The organism is Stutzerimonas sp. R40042 (assembly GCF_026642215.1).
In the GTDB taxonomy this organism is placed as follows: domain Bacteria; phylum Pseudomonadota; class Gammaproteobacteria; order Pseudomonadales; family Pseudomonadaceae; genus Stutzerimonas; species Stutzerimonas frequens.
The window spans coordinates 2,174,701-2,195,988 of record NZ_CP113258.1; the positions used below are offsets into that span (position 1 = coordinate 2,174,701).

Annotated in this window: 23 protein-coding genes and 1 tRNA gene; 6 read left to right on the forward strand and 18 right to left on the reverse strand. The window is 65.1% G+C overall.

Annotation, left to right across the window (positions count from 1 at the left end):
* The first annotated feature begins 275 nt into the window (after positions 1–275).
* Together nosP and nahK are read left to right on the forward strand one after the other, a co-directional pair.
* Positions 276–1,439: a nitric oxide-sensing protein NosP gene (gene nosP, locus OUY36_RS10355; RefSeq protein WP_110777174.1), complete on the forward strand. Its 1,164-nt coding sequence runs from the start codon at positions 276–278 to the stop codon at positions 1,437–1,439.
* A complete protein-coding gene (gene nahK, locus OUY36_RS10360; protein WP_253751572.1) occupies positions 1,369–4,008 on the forward strand; it encodes a hybrid sensor histidine kinase/response regulator NahK/ErcS' in 2,640 nt (879 codons plus the stop codon). Before nosP ends, nahK begins: the two co-directional genes overlap by 71 nt.
* Before the next feature lie 56 nt (positions 4,009–4,064).
* Here nahK and OUY36_RS10365 read toward each other — a convergent pair whose 3' ends face one another.
* From OUY36_RS10365 to tusD, 6 genes are all read right to left on the reverse strand, one after another.
* Positions 4,065–5,060, reverse strand: a complete 996-nt coding sequence (locus OUY36_RS10365; protein ID WP_267937936.1) for a glutathione S-transferase family protein — start codon at positions 5,058–5,060, stop codon at positions 4,065–4,067.
* An 84-nt stretch (positions 5,061–5,144) separates the two neighbouring features.
* A complete protein-coding gene (locus tag OUY36_RS10370; RefSeq protein ID WP_267937938.1) occupies positions 5,145–6,128 on the reverse strand; it encodes a glycosyl transferase family protein in 984 nt (327 codons plus the stop codon).
* Entirely contained in the window at positions 6,125–6,457 is a 333-nt protein-coding gene (locus OUY36_RS10375; protein ID WP_053527036.1) for a TusE/DsrC/DsvC family sulfur relay protein, read from the reverse strand. Before OUY36_RS10375 ends, OUY36_RS10370 begins: the two co-directional genes overlap by 4 nt.
* The gene (tusB, locus tag OUY36_RS10380) at positions 6,454–6,756 is read right to left on the reverse strand and encodes a sulfurtransferase complex subunit TusB (RefSeq protein ID WP_053527035.1); all 303 of its coding nucleotides are present in this window, start codon (positions 6,754–6,756) and stop codon (positions 6,454–6,456) included. Before tusB ends, OUY36_RS10375 begins: the two co-directional genes overlap by 4 nt.
* Positions 6,756–7,115, reverse strand: a complete 360-nt coding sequence (gene tusC, locus OUY36_RS10385) for a sulfurtransferase complex subunit TusC (RefSeq protein ID WP_267937939.1) — start codon at positions 7,113–7,115, stop codon at positions 6,756–6,758. Before tusC ends, tusB begins: the two co-directional genes overlap by 1 nt.
* Complete coding sequence (gene tusD / locus OUY36_RS10390) at positions 7,115–7,507, reverse strand: sulfurtransferase complex subunit TusD (protein ID WP_267937941.1); 393 nt, start codon at positions 7,505–7,507, stop codon at positions 7,115–7,117. The genes tusC and tusD overlap by 1 nt, the downstream gene beginning before the upstream one ends.
* A gap of 214 nt (positions 7,508–7,721) precedes the next feature.
* Here tusD and OUY36_RS10395 point away from each other — a divergent pair, with 214 nt between their 5' ends.
* The gene (locus tag OUY36_RS10395; protein ID WP_267937943.1) at positions 7,722–8,990 is read left to right on the forward strand and encodes an MFS transporter; all 1,269 of its coding nucleotides are present in this window, start codon (positions 7,722–7,724) and stop codon (positions 8,988–8,990) included.
* Positions 8,991–9,099: 109 nt separating this feature from the next.
* Here the strand turns inward: OUY36_RS10395 and OUY36_RS10400 are convergent, their stop codons facing one another.
* Entirely contained in the window at positions 9,100–9,768 is a 669-nt protein-coding gene (locus OUY36_RS10400; protein ID WP_003284506.1) for a Bax inhibitor-1/YccA family protein, read from the reverse strand.
* A gap of 128 nt (positions 9,769–9,896) precedes the next feature.
* On the opposite strand from OUY36_RS10400, the gene OUY36_RS10405 reads away from it, so the two are divergent.
* Together OUY36_RS10405 and OUY36_RS10410 are read left to right on the forward strand one after the other, a co-directional pair.
* Positions 9,897–9,986 (forward strand) — tRNA-Ser (locus OUY36_RS10405).
* Between the two features lie 262 nt (positions 9,987–10,248).
* Positions 10,249–10,521 (forward strand): DUF1652 domain-containing protein, encoded by a 273-nt coding sequence (locus tag OUY36_RS10410; protein ID WP_011913133.1) that lies wholly within the window; start codon positions 10,249–10,251, stop codon positions 10,519–10,521.
* On the opposite strand, the gene OUY36_RS10415 is transcribed toward OUY36_RS10410, so the two are convergent.
* The 3 genes from OUY36_RS10415 to glnT form a co-directional block, all read right to left on the reverse strand.
* The gene (locus OUY36_RS10415) at positions 10,510–11,151 is read right to left on the reverse strand and encodes a TetR family transcriptional regulator (protein ID WP_267937944.1); all 642 of its coding nucleotides are present in this window, start codon (positions 11,149–11,151) and stop codon (positions 10,510–10,512) included. The two genes, OUY36_RS10410 and OUY36_RS10415, sit on opposite strands and share 12 nt — an antisense overlap.
* 103 nt (positions 11,152–11,254) lie before the next feature.
* Complete coding sequence (locus OUY36_RS10420; protein ID WP_267937946.1) at positions 11,255–12,325, reverse strand: putative urea ABC transporter substrate-binding protein; 1,071 nt, start codon at positions 12,323–12,325, stop codon at positions 11,255–11,257.
* Positions 12,326–12,340: 15 nt separating this feature from the next.
* A complete protein-coding gene (gene glnT, locus OUY36_RS10425; protein ID WP_267937947.1) occupies positions 12,341–13,705 on the reverse strand; it encodes a type III glutamate--ammonia ligase in 1,365 nt (454 codons plus the stop codon).
* A gap of 142 nt (positions 13,706–13,847) precedes the next feature.
* On the opposite strand from glnT, the gene OUY36_RS10430 reads away from it, so the two are divergent.
* Positions 13,848–14,870 (forward strand): alpha/beta fold hydrolase, encoded by a 1,023-nt coding sequence (locus tag OUY36_RS10430; protein ID WP_267937949.1) that lies wholly within the window; start codon positions 13,848–13,850, stop codon positions 14,868–14,870.
* A 3-nt stretch (positions 14,871–14,873) separates the two neighbouring features.
* On the opposite strand, the gene OUY36_RS10435 is transcribed toward OUY36_RS10430, so the two are convergent.
* From OUY36_RS10435 to OUY36_RS10470, 8 genes are read right to left on the reverse strand one after another with little or no spacing between them, the layout of a single operon-like run.
* Positions 14,874–15,713: an ABC transporter ATP-binding protein gene (locus tag OUY36_RS10435; RefSeq protein ID WP_267937951.1), complete on the reverse strand. Its 840-nt coding sequence runs from the start codon at positions 15,711–15,713 to the stop codon at positions 14,874–14,876.
* A gap of 2 nt (positions 15,714–15,715) precedes the next feature.
* Complete coding sequence (locus tag OUY36_RS10440) at positions 15,716–16,594, reverse strand: ABC transporter permease (protein ID WP_110777157.1); 879 nt, start codon at positions 16,592–16,594, stop codon at positions 15,716–15,718.
* Positions 16,591–17,400, reverse strand: a complete 810-nt coding sequence (locus OUY36_RS10445) for a hypothetical protein (protein WP_267937953.1) — start codon at positions 17,398–17,400, stop codon at positions 16,591–16,593. The genes OUY36_RS10440 and OUY36_RS10445 overlap by 4 nt, the downstream gene beginning before the upstream one ends.
* Positions 17,401–17,449: 49 nt before the next feature.
* Complete coding sequence (locus OUY36_RS10450) at positions 17,450–18,109, reverse strand: cysteine hydrolase family protein (RefSeq protein WP_267937954.1); 660 nt, start codon at positions 18,107–18,109, stop codon at positions 17,450–17,452.
* Positions 18,106–18,867: a creatininase gene (locus OUY36_RS10455; protein ID WP_110777152.1), complete on the reverse strand. Its 762-nt coding sequence runs from the start codon at positions 18,865–18,867 to the stop codon at positions 18,106–18,108. Before OUY36_RS10455 ends, OUY36_RS10450 begins: the two co-directional genes overlap by 4 nt.
* The gene (locus OUY36_RS10460) at positions 18,864–19,748 is read right to left on the reverse strand and encodes a DMT family transporter (RefSeq protein ID WP_110777150.1); all 885 of its coding nucleotides are present in this window, start codon (positions 19,746–19,748) and stop codon (positions 18,864–18,866) included. Before OUY36_RS10460 ends, OUY36_RS10455 begins: the two co-directional genes overlap by 4 nt.
* Entirely contained in the window at positions 19,745–20,500 is a 756-nt protein-coding gene (locus tag OUY36_RS10465) for an SDR family NAD(P)-dependent oxidoreductase (RefSeq protein WP_267937956.1), read from the reverse strand. The genes OUY36_RS10460 and OUY36_RS10465 overlap by 4 nt, the downstream gene beginning before the upstream one ends.
* Positions 20,500–21,288, reverse strand: coding sequence for an SDR family NAD(P)-dependent oxidoreductase (locus tag OUY36_RS10470; RefSeq protein WP_267937958.1), 789 nt, complete (start codon positions 21,286–21,288; stop codon positions 20,500–20,502). Before OUY36_RS10470 ends, OUY36_RS10465 begins: the two co-directional genes overlap by 1 nt.

Genomic DNA, 21,288 nt, shown 5'->3' on the forward strand with positions numbered 1-21,288 from the left:
TGCGATGCAGTGGTAGGTACGTTGATCGTCCCCACGCCCTCGATGCAGAGCTAACCGCTGCATCCTGAAAGGCTGGCCCCCGCGAGGGGGTCAGCCTTTTTCGCTATTGCACAGGCTGAGACGAGCACTGTCGGCAGCGGAACTGTTGCTGGCCCGCGTTGTTTCGTCGCGATGCTACCTAGGCAGGCCTTTACCGGTACTCAAGTAGCATTTTCGGGCCATATGCCCTGGCCAAGAATGGGGTCATCCGATTCAGGTGGTGCGGGGTATCGTGCGTGACCGAACAACAAGGCGAAGTTATCCGCACCGCGATGTCCGAGGCGCGGCTGCCCGAGACGGTGGCCCAGGACCTGGCGCGCCAGCTGATGCATCCGCATCTGGGCTTCGTGCTGTTCTTCTGTTCGGCAGAATACGATCTTCCGGCGCTGGGCGATGCGCTGCGCCAGTACTTCGGCGGTGTGCGTCTGGTCGGTTGCACCTCGGCGGGCGAGATCACCTCCCAAGGTTACGGCCGCAGCTGCGTGACGGCGGTCGGATTCGACCATCGGAGCTTTTCCATCGCCTGCGAGCTGATAGATGAGATGGATCGCTTCAGCCTGATCGAGGCGCAGCAACTGGTCGAACGCCTGGGTAGCGACTGCCGCAGCAACTCGCTGGCGCCAATCAAGGATCACAGCTTCGCGCTGACCCTGCTCGACGGGCTGTCCAGCCGCGAGGAAGTGGTGCTGTCCGCGCTCAGCGCGGCGTTCGGCAGCATTCCGCATTTCGGCGGTTCGGCCGGCGATGACAATCACCTGAGCGACACCTACGTCTATTACGACGGCCGCTTCTACAGCGGTGCGGCCATCGTGGTGCTGATCAACACCTGGCTGGATTTCGAGGTGTTCACCACTCACCACATCCTGCCGCTCGAAGACAAGCTGGTGGTGACCCGCGCCGACAGTACCAGCCGACGGGTCTACGAGCTGAACGCCGAGCCGGCCGCCGAGGAATACGCACGGCTGATCGGCGTGCCGGTCAGCGATCTCGATCATCGGCTGTTCGCCGCCCATCCGCTGGCGGTGCGAATCAATGAGCACTACTACGTGCGTTCGATTCAGAAGGTCAACGAGGACATGAGCCTGACCTTCTATTGCGCCGTGGAGAACGGCATCGTGCTGACCGCCATGGAGCCGGGGCCGCTGATGCCGAACCTGGAAGCGTTATTCGAGCGACTGGAACAGCGCCTCGGCCCACCGCTGCTTACGATCGGCTGTGATTGCTTCCTTCGCCGCCTGGAAATCGAGGCCAACGATACCAGCGAACAAACCTCGGCTTTTCTCCGACGCCAGCAGGTGATCGGCTTCAACACCTACGGAGAGCAGTTCAATGGCATGCATATCAACCAGACCTTCACCGGCGTCGCCATTGGCCGACCGGGAGGCCGGGCAGGTCGCTGAGCTGCTGGCGCGCCAGGCCGAACTCGAGCGCGAAAACCTCAAGCTCAAACGCATCAACGCTGCGCTGATCGAACGCGTCGAATCCAGCGGTGCCGGCCGCGATGCGTCCTACGCCGCCTTCCAGCACTCGGTGGAACTGGCCGAGCAAGTGCGCGAGCGCACCGATGCGCTGAATCAGGCGATGGCCGAGCTCAAGGGCAGCAACCAGCTGCTCAGCGATGCACGGTTGCGCGCGGAAACGGCGCACCAGCACCTGGTCGATGCCATCGAGAGCATTTCCGATGCCTTCGTGTTGTTCGACCGCGACCAGCGCATCGTCCTGTTCAACCGCCGCTTCAAGTCGCTATGGACGCGCACGCGCGCGCGCATCAACGCCGGTACGCGGCTGGCGGAGGTGCGGCGGCTGGCGGAAAGCACCGGGCTGATCGTCGAGGAGCATCGCGGCAAGGGCGATGAGCCCACGGTGTACCGCCTGAACAACGGGCGCTGGGTGCAGGTCAGCGAGCGCCCGACCCGCGAAGGCGGCCTGGTGATTCTCTACACCGACATCACCGAGGTGAAGGTCAGCGAAACCATGCGCCGCGAGCAGGCGCTGGCGCAGAAGTCGCGGCTGCTGCAGCGTGCGGTGGACAATCTGTCCCAAGGAGTGGCGATGGTCAGCGCCGAGGGTGCGCTGGAGCTGTGGAACCGGCGCTTTCTCGAACTGTGCGGGCTGGCGCCGATCGAGGCACATCGGCCGTTCGAGGAGGTCATGGCCGACAGCGAGCTGACCCTGCTCACGCCCAACAGCCGTGACGCCCGCGGCCGGCCGATTCGCGAGCTGGAACAGCGCCTGTTCGACGGCCGCGTGCTGGAAATTCGTACCCACGCGCTGCCCACCGGCGGCTTCGTCAATACCTTCACCGACATCACCGAGCGTTACCGCCATGCCGAGGCGCTGCGCGAGAGCGAGCGCTGGATTCGCCTGATCACCGACCATGTGCCGGCGTTGATCGCCTATGTGTCGGCCGACCTCACCTACGAGTTCACCAACAAGGTCTACGAGGAATGGTACCGCTGGCCCAGCGACGGCATGCTCGGCCAGTCGCTGCGCGAGGTCCACAGTGGCGAGCACTGGCGGCAACTGGAGCCCTACATCGATCGCGCATTGTCGGGCGAGAGCGTCAGCTTCGAGATGGCCGAGCGCAACCATGCCGGCCAGCAGCGCTACATGCTGCGCTCCTACGTGCCGAACCGGCAGGCCAATGGCGAGGTGGCCGGCATCTTCGTGCTGATTCAGGACATCACCGATCGCCGGCGCACCGCCGAGGCGTTGCACCAGGCCTATCAGAATCTCGAACAGCGCGTGCGGGAGCGCACTGCCGAGCTGACCAGCCTCAACGACCAGCTGCTGCGCGAGATCGACGAGCGCAGCCATGTCGAGGCGCGGCTGCGCGAAGCCAAGCGCGAGGCGGAAGTGGCCAACCTGTCCAAGACCAAATTCCTTGCCGCGGTCAGCCACGACCTGCTGCAGCCGCTCAATGCTGCGCGGCTGTTCACCAGCGCCTTGCTGGAACAGCCGGGCACGTCCAGCAGCGGGCTGATCCGCAACATCAGCAATTCACTGGAGGACGTGGAAAACCTGCTCGGCACATTGGTCGATATTTCCAAGCTGGATGCCGGCGTGATCAAGCCGGATATCGCCCCGTTCGCTGTCAGTGAGCTGCTGGAAAACCTGGCCATGGAGTTTCGCCAGATCGCCGGCGCCGAGCAGCTGCAGCTGGACTTCATTCCCTGTTCGGCGCTGGTACGCAGTGATATCCAGCTGTTGGCGCGCATCCTGCGTAATCTGCTGACCAACGCGATTCGCTACACGCCCAATGGACGCGTGCTACTGGGCTGTCGCCGGCACCGGCAGAGCCTGTCCATCGAGGTCTGGGATACCGGCGTCGGTATCGCCTCGGACAAGCTCGAGGAAATCTTTCAGGAGTTCAAGCGCGGGGAGGGCGTGCGTCCTAACCAGGATCGCGGCCTCGGTCTGGGTCTGGCCATCGTCGACAAGATCGCGCGCATGCTCGGCCATCGCATCCGGGTCAGTTCGCATCCTGGGCGCGGCTCGTGCTTCGCCATCGACGTACCGCTGGCCAAACGCGCGCCCAAGGCGCGGCCAGAGCCGAGCACCACGGAGCTGGTGCTGCAGCGGCTGCAGGGTGCCCGGGTGTGGGTGCTGGATAACGACACGGCGATCTGCGCGGGTATGCGCACGCTGCTGGAAGGCTGGGGCTGCAAGGTGATCACGGCGCTGTCCGAGGAAGACCTGGCACGGCAGGTGGATAACTTCCATGCCGAGGCCGATCTGATGATCGCCGATTACCACCTGGACAACGGCCACACCGGCATTGACGTGGTGGCTACCGTCAATGCGCGGCGCGCCAGCCCGCTCCCGGCCTTGATGATTACCGCCAACTACAGCAACGAGCTCAAGCAGCAGGTCCGCGAGCTCGGCCATATGCTGATGCACAAGCCGGTGCGGCCGATGAAACTGAAGACCGCCATGTGCCATATGCTCGAGCACGGTACGGCAAGCTAGGGACAGGGATGATCAGCGCAGTGTTGCGCGCCTGATCCGCGGCAAAGGACTTGGCCTTAGCGCGACCATATCCCGCGTCCCGGTAGCCGCTCGCGATCGTGTGGGCGATCCAGGCCGAGCAGTGGCCCTTGCGGGACGATCCCGTTGGCGTTGATCTGCCGGTGGCTGGCGTAGTAGTGGTTCTTGATGTGGGTGAAATCCACGGTCTCGGCAATCCCCGGCCACTGGTACAGCTCGCGTAGCCAGTTCGACAGGTTCGGATAATCCTCGATACGGCGCAGATTGCACTTGAAATGGCCGTGATACACCGCATCGAAGCGGATGATGGTGGTGAACAGGCGCCAGTCGGCTTCGGTCAGGTACTCCCCGGTCAGGTAGCGCTGCTTGCCCAGGCGTCGTTCCAGCCAGTCGAGCTCGCGGAACAGGTCGTCGAAGGCTTCCTCGTAGGCGTCCTGAGTCGTGGCGAAACCTGCGCGGTAGACCCCGTTGTTGATCGCCGGATAGATCCGCGCATTCAGTGCGTCGATTTCGCCATGCAGCGCCTCCGGGTAGAAATCCAGTGTAGAGCCGGTCAGCTCGTCGAACGCGTCATTGAAGATGCGGATAATCTCGGCCGACTCGTTGTTGACGATGCACTGGCGCTCGCGATCCCACAGAACGGGAACGGTGACCCGGCCTGAGTACTTCGGATCGTCACGGCTGTAGCGCTGATGCAGGTAGTCGAGGTCGTCCAATGCGTCGCCGCTGGAGCCGGTGGACTTGTCGAAGGTCCAGCCGTGCTCGGCCATCAGCCAGCTGACCACCGAGACATCGATCAGCGGCTCGAGGCCCTTGAGTTTGCGGTAGATCAGCGTGCGGTGCGCCCACGGACAGGCAAGTGAAACATAGAGATGGTAGCGACCTGCCTCGGCCTTGAAGCCGCCCTGGCCGTCGGGCCCGGACGCGCCGTCGGGGGTGACCCAGTGCCGGCGCTTGGCCTGTTCGCGTTCGAATTTGCCGTCGCGGCTTGCGTACCAGCGGTCGTGCCACTGGCCATCGATCAGTAGTCCCATGGTGCCCTCCTGTTACGGAATAGGAGGCCAGTCTATGAAGCATCGTTCGATCGATGTGACCGAATGGCGGGTTAATCCTATCGCTTAAATCGATGAATGGCGGCTGTGCCAGTAACCACGCGCCTGCTCGAAAGCTGCGTCCCGTGTCGCGCCAAGGCCTCGCAGAGCCAGGGCCATGGTGGCGATCACGGCGAGTTCGCCATAGGCATCTTCTTCACGACCCTCCCACACGGCCAGTAGCTGCCGAGCGTCCAGCTGGTCCGGTTTCACATGGCGGCGCTCGGACAATGCCGGCCATTCTTCGTCCCAGGGCAGCCCGCCAGTGGTGCCGTAGAGATGGGAGATATTGTCCGGATTCATCTCGACCTCACCGCCTTCGCCCTTGATGACGATGGCGTGGTCGCCGAGCAGGGTGCTGGCCTGGCGGTGTGTGTCCTGATAGCCGGGGTGGAAGATGCTCTGCAGGCCGCAGCGTGCGCCGAGCGGGTTGAGCAGGCGCGCCAGCGAGTGAATCGGCGAGCGCAGGCCGAGCAGGTTGCGCATGTCGATCATGCGCTGCAGCACCGGCATCCAGGCACCCAGCGGAATGAACGCGAGATTGCTCTGGTCCAGTGCAGCGTTGACCTGTTGCCAGTTCTCGCAGCCACGGATGCCAAGCAGCTCAAGCTGCTGTTCGCTATAGATGCGCCCGGCGGTGTGGGCGCCACCGCCGTGCATGAGGATGCGCACGCCGTTGGCTGCCAGGCACTTGGCTGCCAAGAGATACCAGGGCAGGTGGCGCTTCTTGCCGGCGTAGCTTGGCCAGTCGAGGTCGACGGCCATCGTCGGTGCCTGCACCCGTTCGCGTACCGCTTCGGTGAAGCCGGCCAGCTCGTCGGCGCTTTCTTCCTTGTGCCGCAGCAACATGAGGAAAGCACCGAGCTGGGCCTCCTCGACCTTGCCGTCGAGCAGCATGCCCATGGCTTCGCGGGCTTCTTCACGCGTCAGGTCGCGGGCGCCACGCTTGCCTTTGCCAAGGATGCGCACATATACGGCGAATGGGTGTTCGGCTGGAGTTTCGAGGTTCATAGGCAATTGCTCGGTTTCGGCAGCCCCGCCAGCTTGGCGGCCAGTTTGGCGGGCGTGCCCTTGAACAGGCGGTTGAGGTGCATGCTGTTGCCCTTTTCGGGCCCCAGCTTGAGCGCGGTGTACTTGATCAATGGGCGCGTAGCCGGCGACAGCTGGAATTCGGCGTAGAACTCGCGCAGCAGCCGAAGCACTTCGCGGTGTTCGTCTTCCAGCTCCAGCTCTTCCCGGGCCGCCAGGGCCTCGGCCACGGCTTCGTTCCAGTCGCTCAGATCGACCAGAAAACCGTCCTTGTCCAGCGCGATTTCGCGCCCTTCGACGATCAGGCTCATAACCAGCTGTTGACCCGCGGATAGCGACAGGTCAGCTCGACGAAGCCGGGATAGTCCAGCAGCTGGACACGCGGCGGCAGGACGGCGATCGCGCGGGCCTGCACGTCTTCTTCCAGGGCGAACAGGGCGACCTGCTCGGGCAGCTGCTCCAGCGCTTGGCACGGTTGGCTGCCGGGCTGTAGCGCATAGGTGGCGTCACCGGTCAACAGCAGGGCGTCGGCGTCGCCCAGCAGCGGCAGGCAACTGGCGAAGCGGCTGTCGCTGAACGGCGAATGAGAAAGCAGGTGCAGAGTAGCCATCAGAGGGTGATCACGTGGTCGTAGCGGTTGATCAGGGCGCGCAGGCCGGCATCGTCGAGGACCTCGACCGGCAGCGCCAGCGTCGATTCGGCGAGCTGGCGCTCGCTGAGGCTGCGTCGCGCAGCGAACAGGGCATCGATGCCGAACAGTGGCAGTGCCTGCAGATTCGCAGTCAAATCCTTCTGCTCAACGGATGCCGCCTGCTGCGCGGCGGCGAGCTGGAATACGCCGTCGTCGAGGAACAGCATTCCCAGCGGCAGCTCGAAGGCGCCGCCGGCCAGCACGATGTCCAGCGCCTCGCGGGCGGATGGGCCGGACCAGGGCGCCTGGCGGCTGATGATGAGCAGGGAGCGCGCCATCAATGACCTCCGAAGCAGATGAGACGATCGGCTTGCTGCGCCGCCTCGTGCAGTTGGCCCAGGCCGGACAGCTCCCAGCCGGGCGCAAGGTTTGCTGCGGGTCGCTGATAGCGCTGCGCTTCGCCGGCATCGAGCACGCCGCGCCGCAAACCCGCGGCGATGCAGACCACGCCGTCCAGCTGGTTAGCGCTGACGAAACGACTCCATTCGGCCGCCACGTCCAGCTCATCCTGGGCCGCGACGATGTTCGCCGAGGCGCTGTGCACGCCGTCCTGATAGAAGAACAGGCGGCTGATCTCGTGGCCGCCAGACAGCGCGGCTTCGGCGAAGCGCAGCGCGCGACGCGCGGCCGGCGAGTGGGGTGGGGCGAACAGGGCGATTACGAATTTCATCGGGGCACCATTGCGAAACAGCCGACATGATACGCCAGCTGCGCGGATGAAGAATCCGTCGTCGCCCATCCGGACTGTCGTCGCGCGGCAAGGCTCCGCGGGATACCCGAGCTAACGGGCTGCGCCCGGGCGGGCCAGCATTGCTCGGGTCTTCGCCACTCCGGTAGATTGGCCGGCTTTCTGCCCGTACCGGGCCTGGCTGTCTGGATATCCCATGTCTGTAGCCGACACTTCCGCTTTGCCTGATTCCGTCTACCGCCAGCCTGGCTTTCTGCCATTTCTGATCAGTCGCGTGCTGGCCATGTTCGCCGTGCAGATCCTCGCCGTCGTGGTGGCCTGGCAGGTGTATGACATGACCCGCGATCCGCTGTCGCTGGCCTATGTCGGCCTGGCGCAGTTCATCCCGATGTTCCTGTTGCTGATGCCAGCCGGCGATTTGATCGACCGCTACGATCGCAAGCGCATCCTCGCCCTGAGCTGGGCGCTCGAGGCGATCTGCGCGGCGGCTCTGTTGTGGCTCTCGCTCAGCGGCGGGGCGGTGCCGAGCTTCTATATCGTGCTGGTGTTCTACGGTTGCGCCCGCGCCTTCACCGCGCCGGCGTTGTCCAGCCTGTTGCCACAGATCGTGCCGCGTGAGCGCCTGGCGGCGGCTATCGCGGCCAACAGCATGATCGTGCGCGGCTCGACCATCGCCGGGCCGGTGTTCGGCGGTGGCCTTTACGCACTCGGCGGTGGCGGGCTGACCTATGCGGCCTGCCTGCTGTTCTTCCTCGCGGCAATCGTGCTGTTGCAACGGGTACCTGTGCGCTACGGCGAGGCCATGCGGGCGCTGGAGGCTACCGCATGGCAGCGCTTCACCGCGGGCATCCGTTTCATCCGCTCGCGGCCGATCATCCTCGGCACCATCTCGCTGGATCTGTTCGCCGTGCTGCTCGGTGGTGTGGTTGCGCTGTTGCCAATCTACGCCCAGGAGGTGCTGGACGTCGGCCCGACCGGCCTCGGTGCGCTGCGCAGCGCCATGGCGCTGGGTGAGGTGATGGTGGGTTTCTATCTGAGCACGCGGCCGTTCAACCGCCATGTCGGCATGACCATGTTCATTGCCGTGGCGGTGTTCGGTCTCGCCAACATGGTCTTCGCGCTGTCCAGTCTGTTCTGGCTGTCGTTCGCCGCGTTGTTCGTCGCCGGAGGTGCGGACATGGTGAGCATGTACATCCGCTCGTCGCTGATCCAGTTCTCCACGCCGGACGCCATGCGTGGACGCGTCAATGCCGTGAACATGCTGTTCATCGGTTCGTCCAACGAGCTCGGTGAGTTCCGCGCCGGCACCAGTGCCGCCTGGCTCGGTGCGGTACCGGCGGCGCTGCTGGGCAGCTTCTGCACGCTGGCGGTGACCGGCGGCTGGATGCTCGGCTTCAGGAGTCTGCGCCAGGTGAACCGCTTCGAGGATGCCGCGCCAGAGGGCCGCGCCACTCGCAACGGCTGAGGCGCTTGCACAATGCGCGTATCGGCAGCCCAAACGAAAACACCCTGCGAAAGCGTGGCCTTCGCAGGGTGTCGGATTGCTCGCCGAGGCGGGCGGGTCCAGCCGTGAATCAGTCGTCGCCGCCGAAGATACCCAGCAGCTGCAGGAGGCTGATGAACAGGTTGTACAGCGAAACGAACAGGCCGATGGTGGCCATGATGTAGTTGCGCTCGCCACCGTGGATGATCGCGCTGGTCTGGAACAGGATGCAGGCCGAGGAGAACAGCACGAAACCTGCGCTGATCGCCAGCTGCAGCCCGGTGATCTGGAAGAAGAAGCCCGCCAGCATCGCACCGATCAACACGAAGAAGCCCGCGGTGATGAAGCCGCTGAGGAAGCTCATGTCCTTGCGGGTGATCAGCACGTAGGCAGACAGTCCGAAGAACACCAGAGCGGTCATCGACAGCGCCGAGCTGATCAGCTCACCACCGTTGGCCAACCCCAGGTACATGTTGAGGATCGGACCCAGCGTGTAGCCCATGAAACCTGTCAGGGCGAAGGTGGAGACCAGGCCCCATGCCGAGTTGCGCAGCTTGGCGGTGAGGAAGAACAGGCCATAAAAGCCGATCAGTACCACGAAGATGTTCGGGTAGGCCGCGTTGGCCTGCATGGCCAGGTAAGCCACCAGGCCGCTGAACGCGAGGGTCATGGCCAGTAGCCCGTAGGTGTTGCGCAGGACCTTGCTGACCTCACGCTGTTCGACCTGCGTGTGGCTAAGCGCGTATTCGTGTTCGTGCATGGCGACACTCCTTGGATGAATTCAAGCCTGAGACGATTTGTCCCGGATCATAACAGAGGCAAGTTGGATGCCTAGCATCAGTGTTTGACAGTGTATTTCTATCCGGTACTATTGCGCCCGCTTTATCCGGAAGTGTGGCCGAGTGGTTGAAGGCAGCGGTCTTGAAAACCGCCGAAGGGGAGACCCTTCCCAGAGTTCGAATCTCTGCGCTTCCGCCATCTGCAATCCTGAAGGCCCCGTATTCCGGGGCCTTCAGCGTTTCTGGGGTGCGGAAAAGAGCATGTTTTTGGTCCCAGTTTGGTCCCGTCAGCACCTGACTTTTCCCGACCCCCCTGAGTCGAGCCCGACGTTCCGTTTGGTGCCTATCCCACCGCGTGCCCGTGATATCTCCATCCGGCTTGTGGCGCTGTTGGCAATCGGGCCGCCTGCGAGGCGGCCGCTGCTGCTAGAATCCGCGCCCCGACAAAAGGAGTTGTCGCCATGAAACGATTCAGACAGCCGGAGGCCTTTGCTCTGGTCCAGCAACACTACGAACCGTTGGTGTTCAACGCACGGATGGACTCGCCAACCACGGTGCGCGTGATGTTGCTCGATGAGGCCACTGGCGAATCCCTGTTGCTGACCGGCCTGCCGTGCCGCATCTCGCTGTCGCGCGCTGAAATCGCTGGCTTGATCGCCTCCATCGATGCCGATGCCGCCGCGCTTCGGCCCGCTCTGCTGAACAAGCTCAAGCGTCCACGGCTACTCGGCTGATCGACCCGTTCCGCTTGTCCCGCCTGCCATCTCCAAGCCCGGCGCCATCGAGCTCAACAGACGTCTGGTGAGAAACGGTGCCTGTTCCCTCAGCGAAAAGAGCTTGGGCGACAGCAGCCAGGTATGGGTGATGCCCATCAGGCTCGAATAGAGCAGCAAGGCCAGTGAGCGCGCCGACCCTTCATCCGCGTGCGCCTTGGCGATCAGTTCTTCCAGCAGCTGCACCATGGCGCGGGTGAGCTTGCGTTCGCGTTTCAGGGTGCTTGCCATCTGCGCGGTGAGTTCGGTCTTGTTCAGCAGGATCTCGAAGGACTGCCGATACCAGCGCTCGTCCAGCAGCAGGCGAAACCATTCACCGACGAAGTGCTCCAGCGCAGCCTGCGGGTCGCCGGCCAGCTGGCGACTCTGCTCGATCAGCTGCTCCAGCGGCTCCTGGGAATAGGCCAGCACCGCTTCGTACAGCTCATCCTTGCTCTTGAAGTGCCAGTAGATCGGGCCACGGCTGAAGCCGGCGGCCTCGGCGATCATCGCCAGGGTGGTGTTCGAGTAACCGTTGCGGCTGAACAGTTCCAGCGCTGCGGCGATGATCTTCAGGCGGGTCTGTTCGGCGTCTTCTTTGGTCCGGCGCATGTGGGGCCTCAGATGATGCGCGGTGGCTCAGCCAGAACGCACTGTGCGACAGCGCGCCGTGGCTGATGAAACGGGCGCCTGGCGCCCGTCACGGGTTGAGGATTCAGAGTTTTCCGTCCGCGGCCATTTGCATGTAGGTGGTATCGAAACGCAGTTTGACGTTGGCGTCCGAGCCCAGCAACTTGCCGCCAGGCATGGCGATGCCGATGAAGTCTACCGAGTCCGCACCGTCGCCCAGCAGACCGTGGTCGAAGGAGAACCTGCGCACGCTATCCATGGCCTGATACGCCTCGTTGCTGTTGATGAACGCGAGCGAGTCGGCCGGCTTCCAGAACATCTTCATGCCCTTGAGCTGGCTATCGTAACCGGCCTGATCGGTTCCGGAGGCCTGGCCCAGCGAAGCACGCGCCTTGGCGCCTTCCTCGGTGTCGCTTTCCAGAATCGCCATCACCTCATACCAGGCGCCAACCACGGCTTTGCCGAAGTCAGGGTTGTCGGCCAGGGTTTCGCTGTTGACGATGGTCAGGTCCTTGATGTGGCCGGGAATCTGGCTGGAGTCGAAGGTCCGGTGCGCACCGGGCGTGGCGGCGACTTCGTCGAGCAGCGGGTTCCATGTCACGACATTGCGCACTTCGTCCGTACTGAATGCGGCGACCAGATCGGCGTCCGAGGTGTTGACCACCTGTACGTCGCGCTCGCTCATGCCGACGCTATCGAGCGCCTGGGCCAGCAGGTAATGCGAAACCGACAGCTCGACCAGATGAATCTGCTGACCCTTGAGGCTCCTCAGGTCGGCGCTGTCCTTCATCACCATCCCGTCGTTGCCGTTGGAATAGTCACCGACAATCAGTGCGGTGGTATCGATGCCGCCGGCTGCCGGAATCGACAGTGCATCCATGCTGGTGGCGACCACGCCGTCGAACTGGCCGGCGCTGTACTGGTTGATCGACTCGACGTAATCGTTGACCTGGGTGATGTTCACTTCGATCCCGTACTTGTCGGCCCACTTCTTCATGATTCCCGACTCATCCGCGTACTTCCATGGCATCCAGCCGGCGTAGATGGTCCAGGCAATATCGAAGCTTTTCTTTTCCTCCGCCTGAGCGAAGGGCGAAAGGCTGGCGAAGACCACAGCGCCGGCACACAGCAGACGCTTGAAGGTGTTGGCTTGCATGGCGAATCTCCTTGATCAAAAGAACTTCAGATAGCGCTGGATTTCCCAGTCGGAAACATGGGTGTGGTAGGCATTCCATTCGTCGCGCTTGAACTCGACGAAGGCTTCATACATCGCATCGCCGAACACCTGGCGCGACAGCGGATCGGCCTCGAACGCGTCGATGGCTTCGCTGAGGGTGCGCGGCAGGGTTTCGATGCCCATGTCCGCAACGTCCTTTTCGTTGTAGTCGTACATGTTCTCGCGATGCGGCTGACCGGGCTCCAGCTTGTCGCGGATGCCTTCGAGGCCGGCGGCGAGAATCATTGCGGCGCCGAGGTAGGGGTTGCAGCCGATGTCGGCGGCGCGGCATTCGACCCGCGCGCCCTGGGACGGGATGCGCAGCATGTTGGTGCGGTTGTTGTTGCCGTAGCAGCAGAACACCGGCGCCCAGGTCGAGCCGGACATGGCTCCCTTGCGGATCAGCCGCTTGTAGCTGTTCACCGTAGGCGCGATGACCGCGCAGATGGCCTTGGCGTGTTTCAGTACCCCGGCGATGAAGTGATAGGCCAGCGGGGTCACGCCGCAGCCATAGGGGTCTTCGCCATCGACTTCGAACAGGTTCTTGCCGGTCTCGATGTCGGCGAGCGACATGTTGTAGTGCGCGCCGCTGCCGGTGCGGTTGGCCGAGGGCTTGGGCATGAAGGTGGCGAAGGCGCCGTGCTTGCGGGCGATCTCGTTGGCCATCATGCGGAAGAACACGAAGCGGTCGGCCATGCCGAGGGCGTCGGTGTACTTGAAGTCGGTTTCGAACTGGCCGTTGGCGTCCTCGTGGTCGAAGGAGTAGACGCCCCAGCCCATCTCGTTCATCGCCTGCACCAGTTCGTCGACGATGGGCAGGTTGTCCATCAGCAGGCGCGGGTCGTAGCAGGGCTTGGCCATGTCGTCGCGCTCGGAAATGGGCGCGAAGCCGCCATCCGGGGTGTCCTTGAAGAGGAAGAACTCGGTCTCGATGCCGAGGTTGAAGGTGTAGCCCAGCGCTGCAGCGGCTTCGGTCTGGCGCTTGAGGATGCCGCGCGAGCAGGCGTCGAAGGGCTTGCCGTCCAGGTAGAGGTCGCTGGCGAACCAGGCGAGATCGCGGTTCCAGCTGCACTGGGTGGCGGTCGCCGGGTCTGGCATCGCGGCCACCTCGTTGTCGCTGATCTGTTGCGGGACGCCGTCCAGCGCCGCACCGGTGTAGAGCTCGGAGCCGCGGAGCATCTGGCCGAGATGGGCGATGGGGACAAACTTGCCCTTGATCACGCCGTGGATGTCGACGTAGCTGGCCATCGCGTACTTCACACCTTTGTCCTGCAACTGCTGTTTCAACTCCTCGACGGAGGAGAGGGGAAAGCTGGTCATCGGCTTGCGCTCCTTGGAGTCATGAATGGCGGCCGGGGCCGCTGGCACGATTCCTTCATCCAATATACATGCCAGCGTGTATAGAAACGGGCTACGGCTGGTGCCCCTGCTTGCCCGTTTCGCCGATGAGGGAGTCATGCAAATGCTTGAAATAAAAAGGGAAAAAAAGCTTCACGCGCTGGGCGAAATGCGCCTGGAAAGTGGTGAGCGATTGCGCAATGCACGCATCTGCTATCAGGTGATCGGCACGCCGAACCGCGCGCGGGACAACCTGGTGCTGATTCCGAGCTACTACGGCGGCACACATTGGGGCAGTCTGCCCCTGCTTGGTGCGGATGGCCCGCTGGCAGGTGGCGATTACTGCGTGGTGCTGACCAACCTGTTCGGCGCCGGCTGGTCGACGTCGCCGAGCAATGCGGCGCCGGGGCAGGAGGGCGCCGGCTTTCCGCAGGTGAGCCTGCTGGACAATGTGCACGCACAGAAGGCATTGCTCGATCGGCTGTATGGCGATGACTGGCAGCTCGCCCTGGTCAGCGGCTGGTCCATGGGCGGCATGCAGACGCTGTTCTGGGCAATGGCTTATCCGGAACGGATGCGTGCCATCCTGCCGTTCTGCTGTACGGCACGCTGCTGGCCGCACAATCGGGTGTTTCTCGAAGGGGTAAAGGCGGCGCTGTGCGCCGACGCCGCCTGGCTGGGAGGGCGCTACAGCGTGCCGCCGGAACGCGGTCTGCGGGCTTTCGGCCGTGCCTATGCCGGCTGGGCCTATTCGCAGGCGTTCTATCGTCATGAGCTGTGGCGTGAGCTGGGTTTCGAGAGCCTCGAGGCGCTGCTCGACTACTGGGAACAGGATCATCTGGAGCAGGACGCCAACGACCTGCTCTGCGTGCTGCATACCTGGCAATCGGCCGACCCGGCCCGCAGTTTCGCTGCCGGCTCGCTGGCCGAAGCGCTGGGTCGCATCCGTGCGCGGTCCATCCTTATGCCCGGCAGCAGCGATCTGTATTTCACCGTCGAGGATGCCCGCTACGAGGCCGCGCTGATTCCGGGTGCCGAGCTGCGGGTGCTCGAGTCGGACTGGGGCCATTGTGCCGGTGGGCCGGGCCGCAGCGCGCCGGCCATGCACCAGGTGTTCGCGGCAATGGCCGAACTGCTTGGCCGCTAGCTTTCAGCCGGCCACGGCGCTGAGTTTGGCCAGTTGCTCGAGGTCGGTCTGCATGCCGGAGGTTTCGCGGATACGGGCAAGGATCTCGCGCTTGAGCTCGGTGAATTCCGGCGCGAGCTTCATGTCCTGATGGCGCTGGGCCGGCAGCGGCACCTCGTAGATCGAATCGATGCGCCCGGGGCGGGGCGCCATCAGCACGATGCGGCTGCCCAGATAGATGGCTTCTTCGACATCGTGGGTGACGAACAGGATGGTGCTCTTCTCCAGCCGGTGCACGTGACGGATCAGGTCGTGCATGACCTCGCGGGTCTGCGCATCCAGCGCGCCGAACGGCTCGTCCATCAGCAGCGTCGCCGGTTTGGGCAGCAGGGCGCGGGCAATGGCGACGCGCTGCTGCATGCCGCCGGAGAGCTGGCTGGGGTAGGCGTCGGCGAAGCGCGTCAGACCCATCAGGTTGAGCAGGGCATCGGCGCGGCCGGCGGCGGACTCCACGTCTCCATCGTGGCGCACGGTATCGCCGATCACCTTGAGCTGGCGGCAGAACTTGATGTTCTGCATCACCGTCAGCCAGGGGTAGAGGCTGTAGTGCTGGAAGACCATGGCGCGGTCGACGCCGGGACCGTCGATGGGCCTGCCGTCGAGCAGGATCTCGCCGTGACTCAGCGTCTCCAGCCCGGCGATGATGCGCAGCAGGGTGGACTTGCCGCAGCCCGAGGCGCCGACGAAGGTGACGAACTCGTTGGGCTGGATGTCCAGGTCGATCGACTGCAGCGCCTGCACCTCACGGCGCTCGCTGACGAAGGTCTTGCCGACCTGGCGTACACGAATCTTGGCATCGGACATGGTCATTTCCTCATCCAGGGAAAGGCGCGGCGGTGCAACCAGCGGAAGGCCTGATCGGTGAGCAGGCCGATGAGACCGATCAGCAGGATGCCAGCGAAGATCTTGTCGGTGTGCATGTAGCGCTGCGCCTTGAGGATGGCGTAGCCGAGGCCGGAGTTGGCCGCGACCAGTTCGGCCACCACCAGGTAGGTCCAGGCCCAGCCGCAGGTGATGCGCAGGGTGTCGAGCAGTGCCGGCTTGGCCGAGGGCAAAATCACCAGCTTGACGATCTCGCTGCGGTTGGCGCCCATGGTCTGCGCCGCCTCGATCTGCGCCATGGGCACACGGCGCACATCCTCGGCGACCATCAGCACCATCTGGAAAAAGGTGCCGATGAAGATGATCAGCACCTTGGAGCCTTCGTCGATGCCGACCCAGAGCATCACCAGCGGAATGAAAGCCACGGCCGGCATGTAGCGGATGAAGTCGGTGAGCGGTTCGAGAAAGGCCTGCACCGGCCGGTAGGTGCCGATGTACAGCCCCAGCGGCAGGGCGATCAGTGCCGAGGCGCCGAAGCCCGCCATGACCCGCCAGACGCTGATGCCGATGTCTCCCAGCAGCCCCTCGCTGGTCCACCAGCGGCCGATGCGCTCGAGCACTGAGCCGGGGCTGGGCATGAACATCGGGTCGGCCAGACCGAGGGCGGTCCACAGCCACCAGACGACGAAGGGCAGGCTCAGCCCGGCGCCGGTGAGCAGCCAGGCGCTGCGCCGTGAGAGTTCGCCGCGAATGCGCCAGAAACTGCCTTTGCTTGCCACCGGTTCGGCTCGTACGACGGGTGCTGTGGTGTGTCGTTGTTGAGCGGCGGGGGCAGCGGAGGGAATGCTGATCTGTGCGGTCATGCGGGAACCTCCTGTGTAGCGGTGGGCACATCCAGTTCGACGCGTTGCCAGCCGCCGGCCGCCGGATAACGGCCGAGCGCGGCGAGGTCCGCGGCGGGCAGACTGGCGGGGTCGGCGAAGTTCCAGTAGCTCGACAGCAGAGCGTCGCCGACGCGGCCGGGCAGCGTCGAATGGGTGATCTGCCAGGGGGTGGCGCCGTTGCGGTGGCGGCCGAAGGACAGCTCGCAGGCCAGCAGCTGCGGCCGCAACGCGGGGCCGACGGCGGCCAGCTGGTCACGCAGATGTCCCGAGCTGGCCGGCAGCAGAACTGGCCGCTCGGCGGCGAACAGGAAGTAGTCACCCGCTACCACCAGGCAGGCCTGGCGGGCCGGCTGCTCCGATGCGCGCAGCCAGATCCCCCAGCTGCGCCCCTGCGATTCCGGCAGGCGCTGCCAGATTTCGTGATAGCTGCCGTCCAGCCCGTCTTCCAGTAGCCGTTCCGGGTTCTCGAAGCGCATCAGGCCGATATCCGCAGGTCCGCCCGGCGGCTGGAAGTCGATCAGGCGATGCCACTGGCAGATATCGCCGTTGACCTCGGTGATGCCGGCGAAGCCGGCCTGTTCGCTCAACGCCAGCTGCTGGGCATGGCTGCAGGTTTCAAGCGAAGCTGCCGGTGCCACGGGTTGCCCCCCCGGCAGACGCAGGTCGGCGTGCAGGCTGGCGGTCTGCAGCCAGTAGACTTCGCTGGTTTCGTCGCGCAGGCCGGCCGTGGTGGTCAGCAGGCGGCGGCGCCAGACGCCGAGATAGGCATCGGGAACGGTTTTCATGGGTAATGCTCCGCAAATGACGTGCTTCGGACGCGATCAGGCTGGGTAGTCATGGCGATACATCCAGCTGGCTCAGCAGCTCTTGGCTGTCGATCACGCTGCCAAACAGGCCGCCTTCCACCTCGATCATCGCCAGCGCAGCCGCATGCAGTTGCGGGTCGGACGAGGCGCAGGCGTCGCGGACGGTCAGGCAGTCGAAGCCAAGGTCGATGGCCTGGCGCAGCGTCGAGGCCACGCAGACCTCGGTGGTCACGCCGGTCAGGATCAGCCGCTCGATACCGCGGCGGCGCAGGATCAGTTCGAGATCGGTATGGGCGAAGGCGCTGTAGCCCGGCTTGTCGATCACCGGCTCGCCGGCGCGCGGTTGCAGCTCGTCGATCAGGTCGTGACCGAATTCGCCGCGCACCAGCAGGCGGCCGAGGGGGCCGGGGCTGCCGATGGGAGCGCCGGTGGCCTGGGCGCGGCGGCGTTTGGGTTCGGGCAGGTCGGAAAGATCCGGTCGATGGCCTTCACGGGTGTGCACCACCAGCATGCCCACGCCGCGGGCGCGTTCCAGCAGTGCCTGGATCGCCGGGATCGGCGCGCGCAGGCGGCGGACGTCCATGCCGGCCTGGTCGGCGTAACCGCCCAGTGCGCAGAAGTCGCGCTGCATGTCGATCACCAGCAGCGCCGTGCGCCCGGACTGCAGCGAGTTAGTCGTCAGGCTCACAGGGCAAACTCCTTGCACACCGCGGCGGCGATGCCTTCGACGATGTCATCGGCCAGCCGCTGGCCTTTCTCTGCGCTGGAGCCCTTGGCCGAGGACAGCACCCCGGAGAGCGGCACCCATTCGGTACGGGTGGGGTACATGTCGTAGGGCGGAAAGTCGGCCGGGGCGTCGTCGGGAATCTTCTCCAGCGCGACCAGTTGCGGATGGAAATGCAGCATCAGCGAGGTCTCGATCACCGCGGCATGCTCCAGCGCGAAACCGGGAAAGCCTTCCGGGAAGATGTCGGTCAGGGTCTGCTCGTGGCAGAAATCCCAGTGCTCCAGGCGCATCACCTCCAGCCCGGCGTCCGGCCCGAGGTCGCGCAGCGCCAGCTGGATGCCCTCGGCGACGAACCACTGGTTCTCGTAATGGCCGAGCACTAGCACCAGGCGGCGCACACCGTGGCGATGGAACTCACGCACGGCGTCGCGCACCAGCGCGCTCAAGGTCGCGCCATCCAGGCTGGTGGTGCCGCAGAAGTGCTGGCCGCCGCCGCATTTCGGCTGCGACTTGTAGCCGTATGACAGCGCCGGTGCCACCAGCCCGCCGACTCGTGCCGCCACATCGGCGCTGATGGCACTGGCCAGCAACGCGTCGGTGCCCAGCGGCAGGTGCGGGCCATGCTGCTCGGTGGCACCGCAGGGCAGAAAGACCACGGCGCCTTCGCGCACGCGGCGTTCGTAATCGACCCAGCTCAGTTGCTCCATGTGCACGGTCATGCGCAGGTGCTCCTTGTCTCGATTGAAAGGGGACGTTCCGGCCAGCCGGCGATCAGCGCGGCGGTGGTGATCAGGGCGGCGCCGAGCCATTCGTTCGGGCCTATGGCGTGGCTGCCGAACCAGGCGGACGACAGCACCGCGGCGATCAGCTCGAACACCACCAGCACTGCGGCGCGGCCGGCTTCCAGATGAGTCAGGCCGTACTGCACGGCGGCCATGCTGACCAGCCAGCCGAGGGCGAGCAGGGCGATCTGCCAGCTCAGGGTCAGATCCAGGGGCGGAAGTGGCTGGCGCAGCAGCAGGCAGAACAGCCCACCGAGCAGCGCGCTGCCAACGAAACTGACCAGCGCCTTGCTCGCCAGCGGCACCCGGTCGGCGGCACGGGTGGCGAGGTTGTTGAGGCTGAAGGCTAGGCCGGCGGAAAGCGCCAGCCAGTCGTTCGCGCCCGGTGCGTCCAGCGCTTCGCCGGTAATGCCGAGGGTCAGGCCGATGCCGAGCATCGCCAGGCCCAGGGCGAACAGCCGTGTGCCGCTGAGGCGTTCGCCCAGCAGCAGCCAGCCGCCGACCATCGCCCACACCGGCGCCAGGTAGAACAGCAGCATCACCCGCACCACGTTGCCCTCGGCCAGGGCGGTGACCAGGGCGGCGGTCGCCCAGCCACCGCACAGGCCCATGGTGAGCACCTGGCGATACTGGCTCGCCCACTGCTGGCGCTGCTGCCAGAGCACCGGTAGCGCCAGCAGGCTGAGCAGCGAATAGGTCAGCAGCACCAGCGGCATGCCGGCCAGGCCGCGGGCTGCGAAGAACTGCAGCGGCAGCCAGCCCAGCCCCCACATGATGGCGCCGCCGATCAGCATGCCCTGTGGCATCAGGCTGTTCATGCGCCCATCCAGGAGCCGCCGTTGGGCCCGAGCAGCTGTCCGGTGAAATAGCTCGCCTGCGGCGAAAGCAGGAAGACGATGGCCGCCGCGACTTCCTCCGGCGTGCCCAGGCGCGCCATGGGGATCGCCAGCTCCTTGGCCATCCACTCGTCACTCATGTGCTCCGGGCTGACCATCGCCGTGGCGATGGGGCCGGGTGCGACGCCATTGATGCGAATGCCGTCTGCAGCGAATTCGCGGGCCAGCGAGCGGGTCAGGCCGATCACCCCGGCTTTGGCGGTGCAATAGGCGACGTACTGTTCGCGGCCGAGAAATCCGAGGTCCGAGGCGACATTGACGATGGCGCCGCTGCGCCGCGGCTGCATCTGTGCCAGTGCATGGCGGCAGCAGCGGTAGACGCCGGCGAGATCGACGCCCAGCACCCTTGCCCAGTCCGCCTCGCTGGTTTCGAGAAAGGGCTTTTCCAGGATCACCCCGGCGTTGTTGACCAGCAGATCCAGCGGTCCCTGTGCTTCGATGGTCTCGAACATTGCCGCGACTGCGGCCGGATCGCTGACATCGGCCTCGATGGCCCAGGCGCAGCCGCCGCTGGCGATGATCTGCTCGAGCACTCGTTCCGCCAGGTCGTGTTGATCGCGATGGTTGATCCAGAGCCGCGCGCCTTCTGCGGCCAGCGCGAGTGCGGTGGCACGGCCGATGCCGGTCGCTGCGCCGGTGACCAGAGCGGTCCGCCCGGTAAGGATGGCAGCCATCAGTGCATCACCTCGCCGTGGCTGACCGACAGCGCCTGGCCGGTCAGGGCGGTGGCCAGTGGCGAGCCGAGAAACAGGAAGGTGCCGCCGAGATCGGCCGGTGTCAGCAGCTCCGGAATGGCCTGGTTGGCGAGTATCGCCGCCAGCTCGGCGCTGTCGCTGCGGCCGTTGGCGTCCGCCATCACCTGCAGCGAGCGCATGGCCGCATCGGTGCCGATCCAGCCGGGGCACACCGCGTTCACCCGGATGCGCCGCGGGCCCAGCTCCCAGGCCAGCGAACGGGTCAGGCCGACCACCGCATGCTTGCTGGCAACATAGGCGGAAAAGCCCGGCACGCCTTTCAGACCCCAGATGGAGGCCTGGTTGATCACGCTGGCGCCGGCGCGCAGGCGTGGCAGCAACGCGCGGGTCAGGCGCTGCATGGAACCGACGTTGTTCTCCAGCAGGGCCGACCAGCGCTGATCGGCCTCGAAGCTGCACTCGCCCAGCGGCGTTGCGTACTCGACGCCGGCGTTGTTGATCAGCACATCGGCGTTGAGGCCGCGGCAGGCGAGGTCATCGGCGTACTGCTGCACCGCCTGGCGATCACCCAGGTCCAGTGCGGTGCAGTGCAGCGGCGTCTCGCCAGCGAGTTCGTCGGCGAGCCGGGCGAGGGCGTCGGCGTCACGGTCCAGCAGCTCCAGGGTGGCGCCGGCAGCGGCGAAGCTCTGCGCCAGGCCCCGGCCGATGCCCCCGGCGGCGCCGGTGATGACCACGCAGCGGCCTCGGTAATCCAGTGCCTTGTGCAT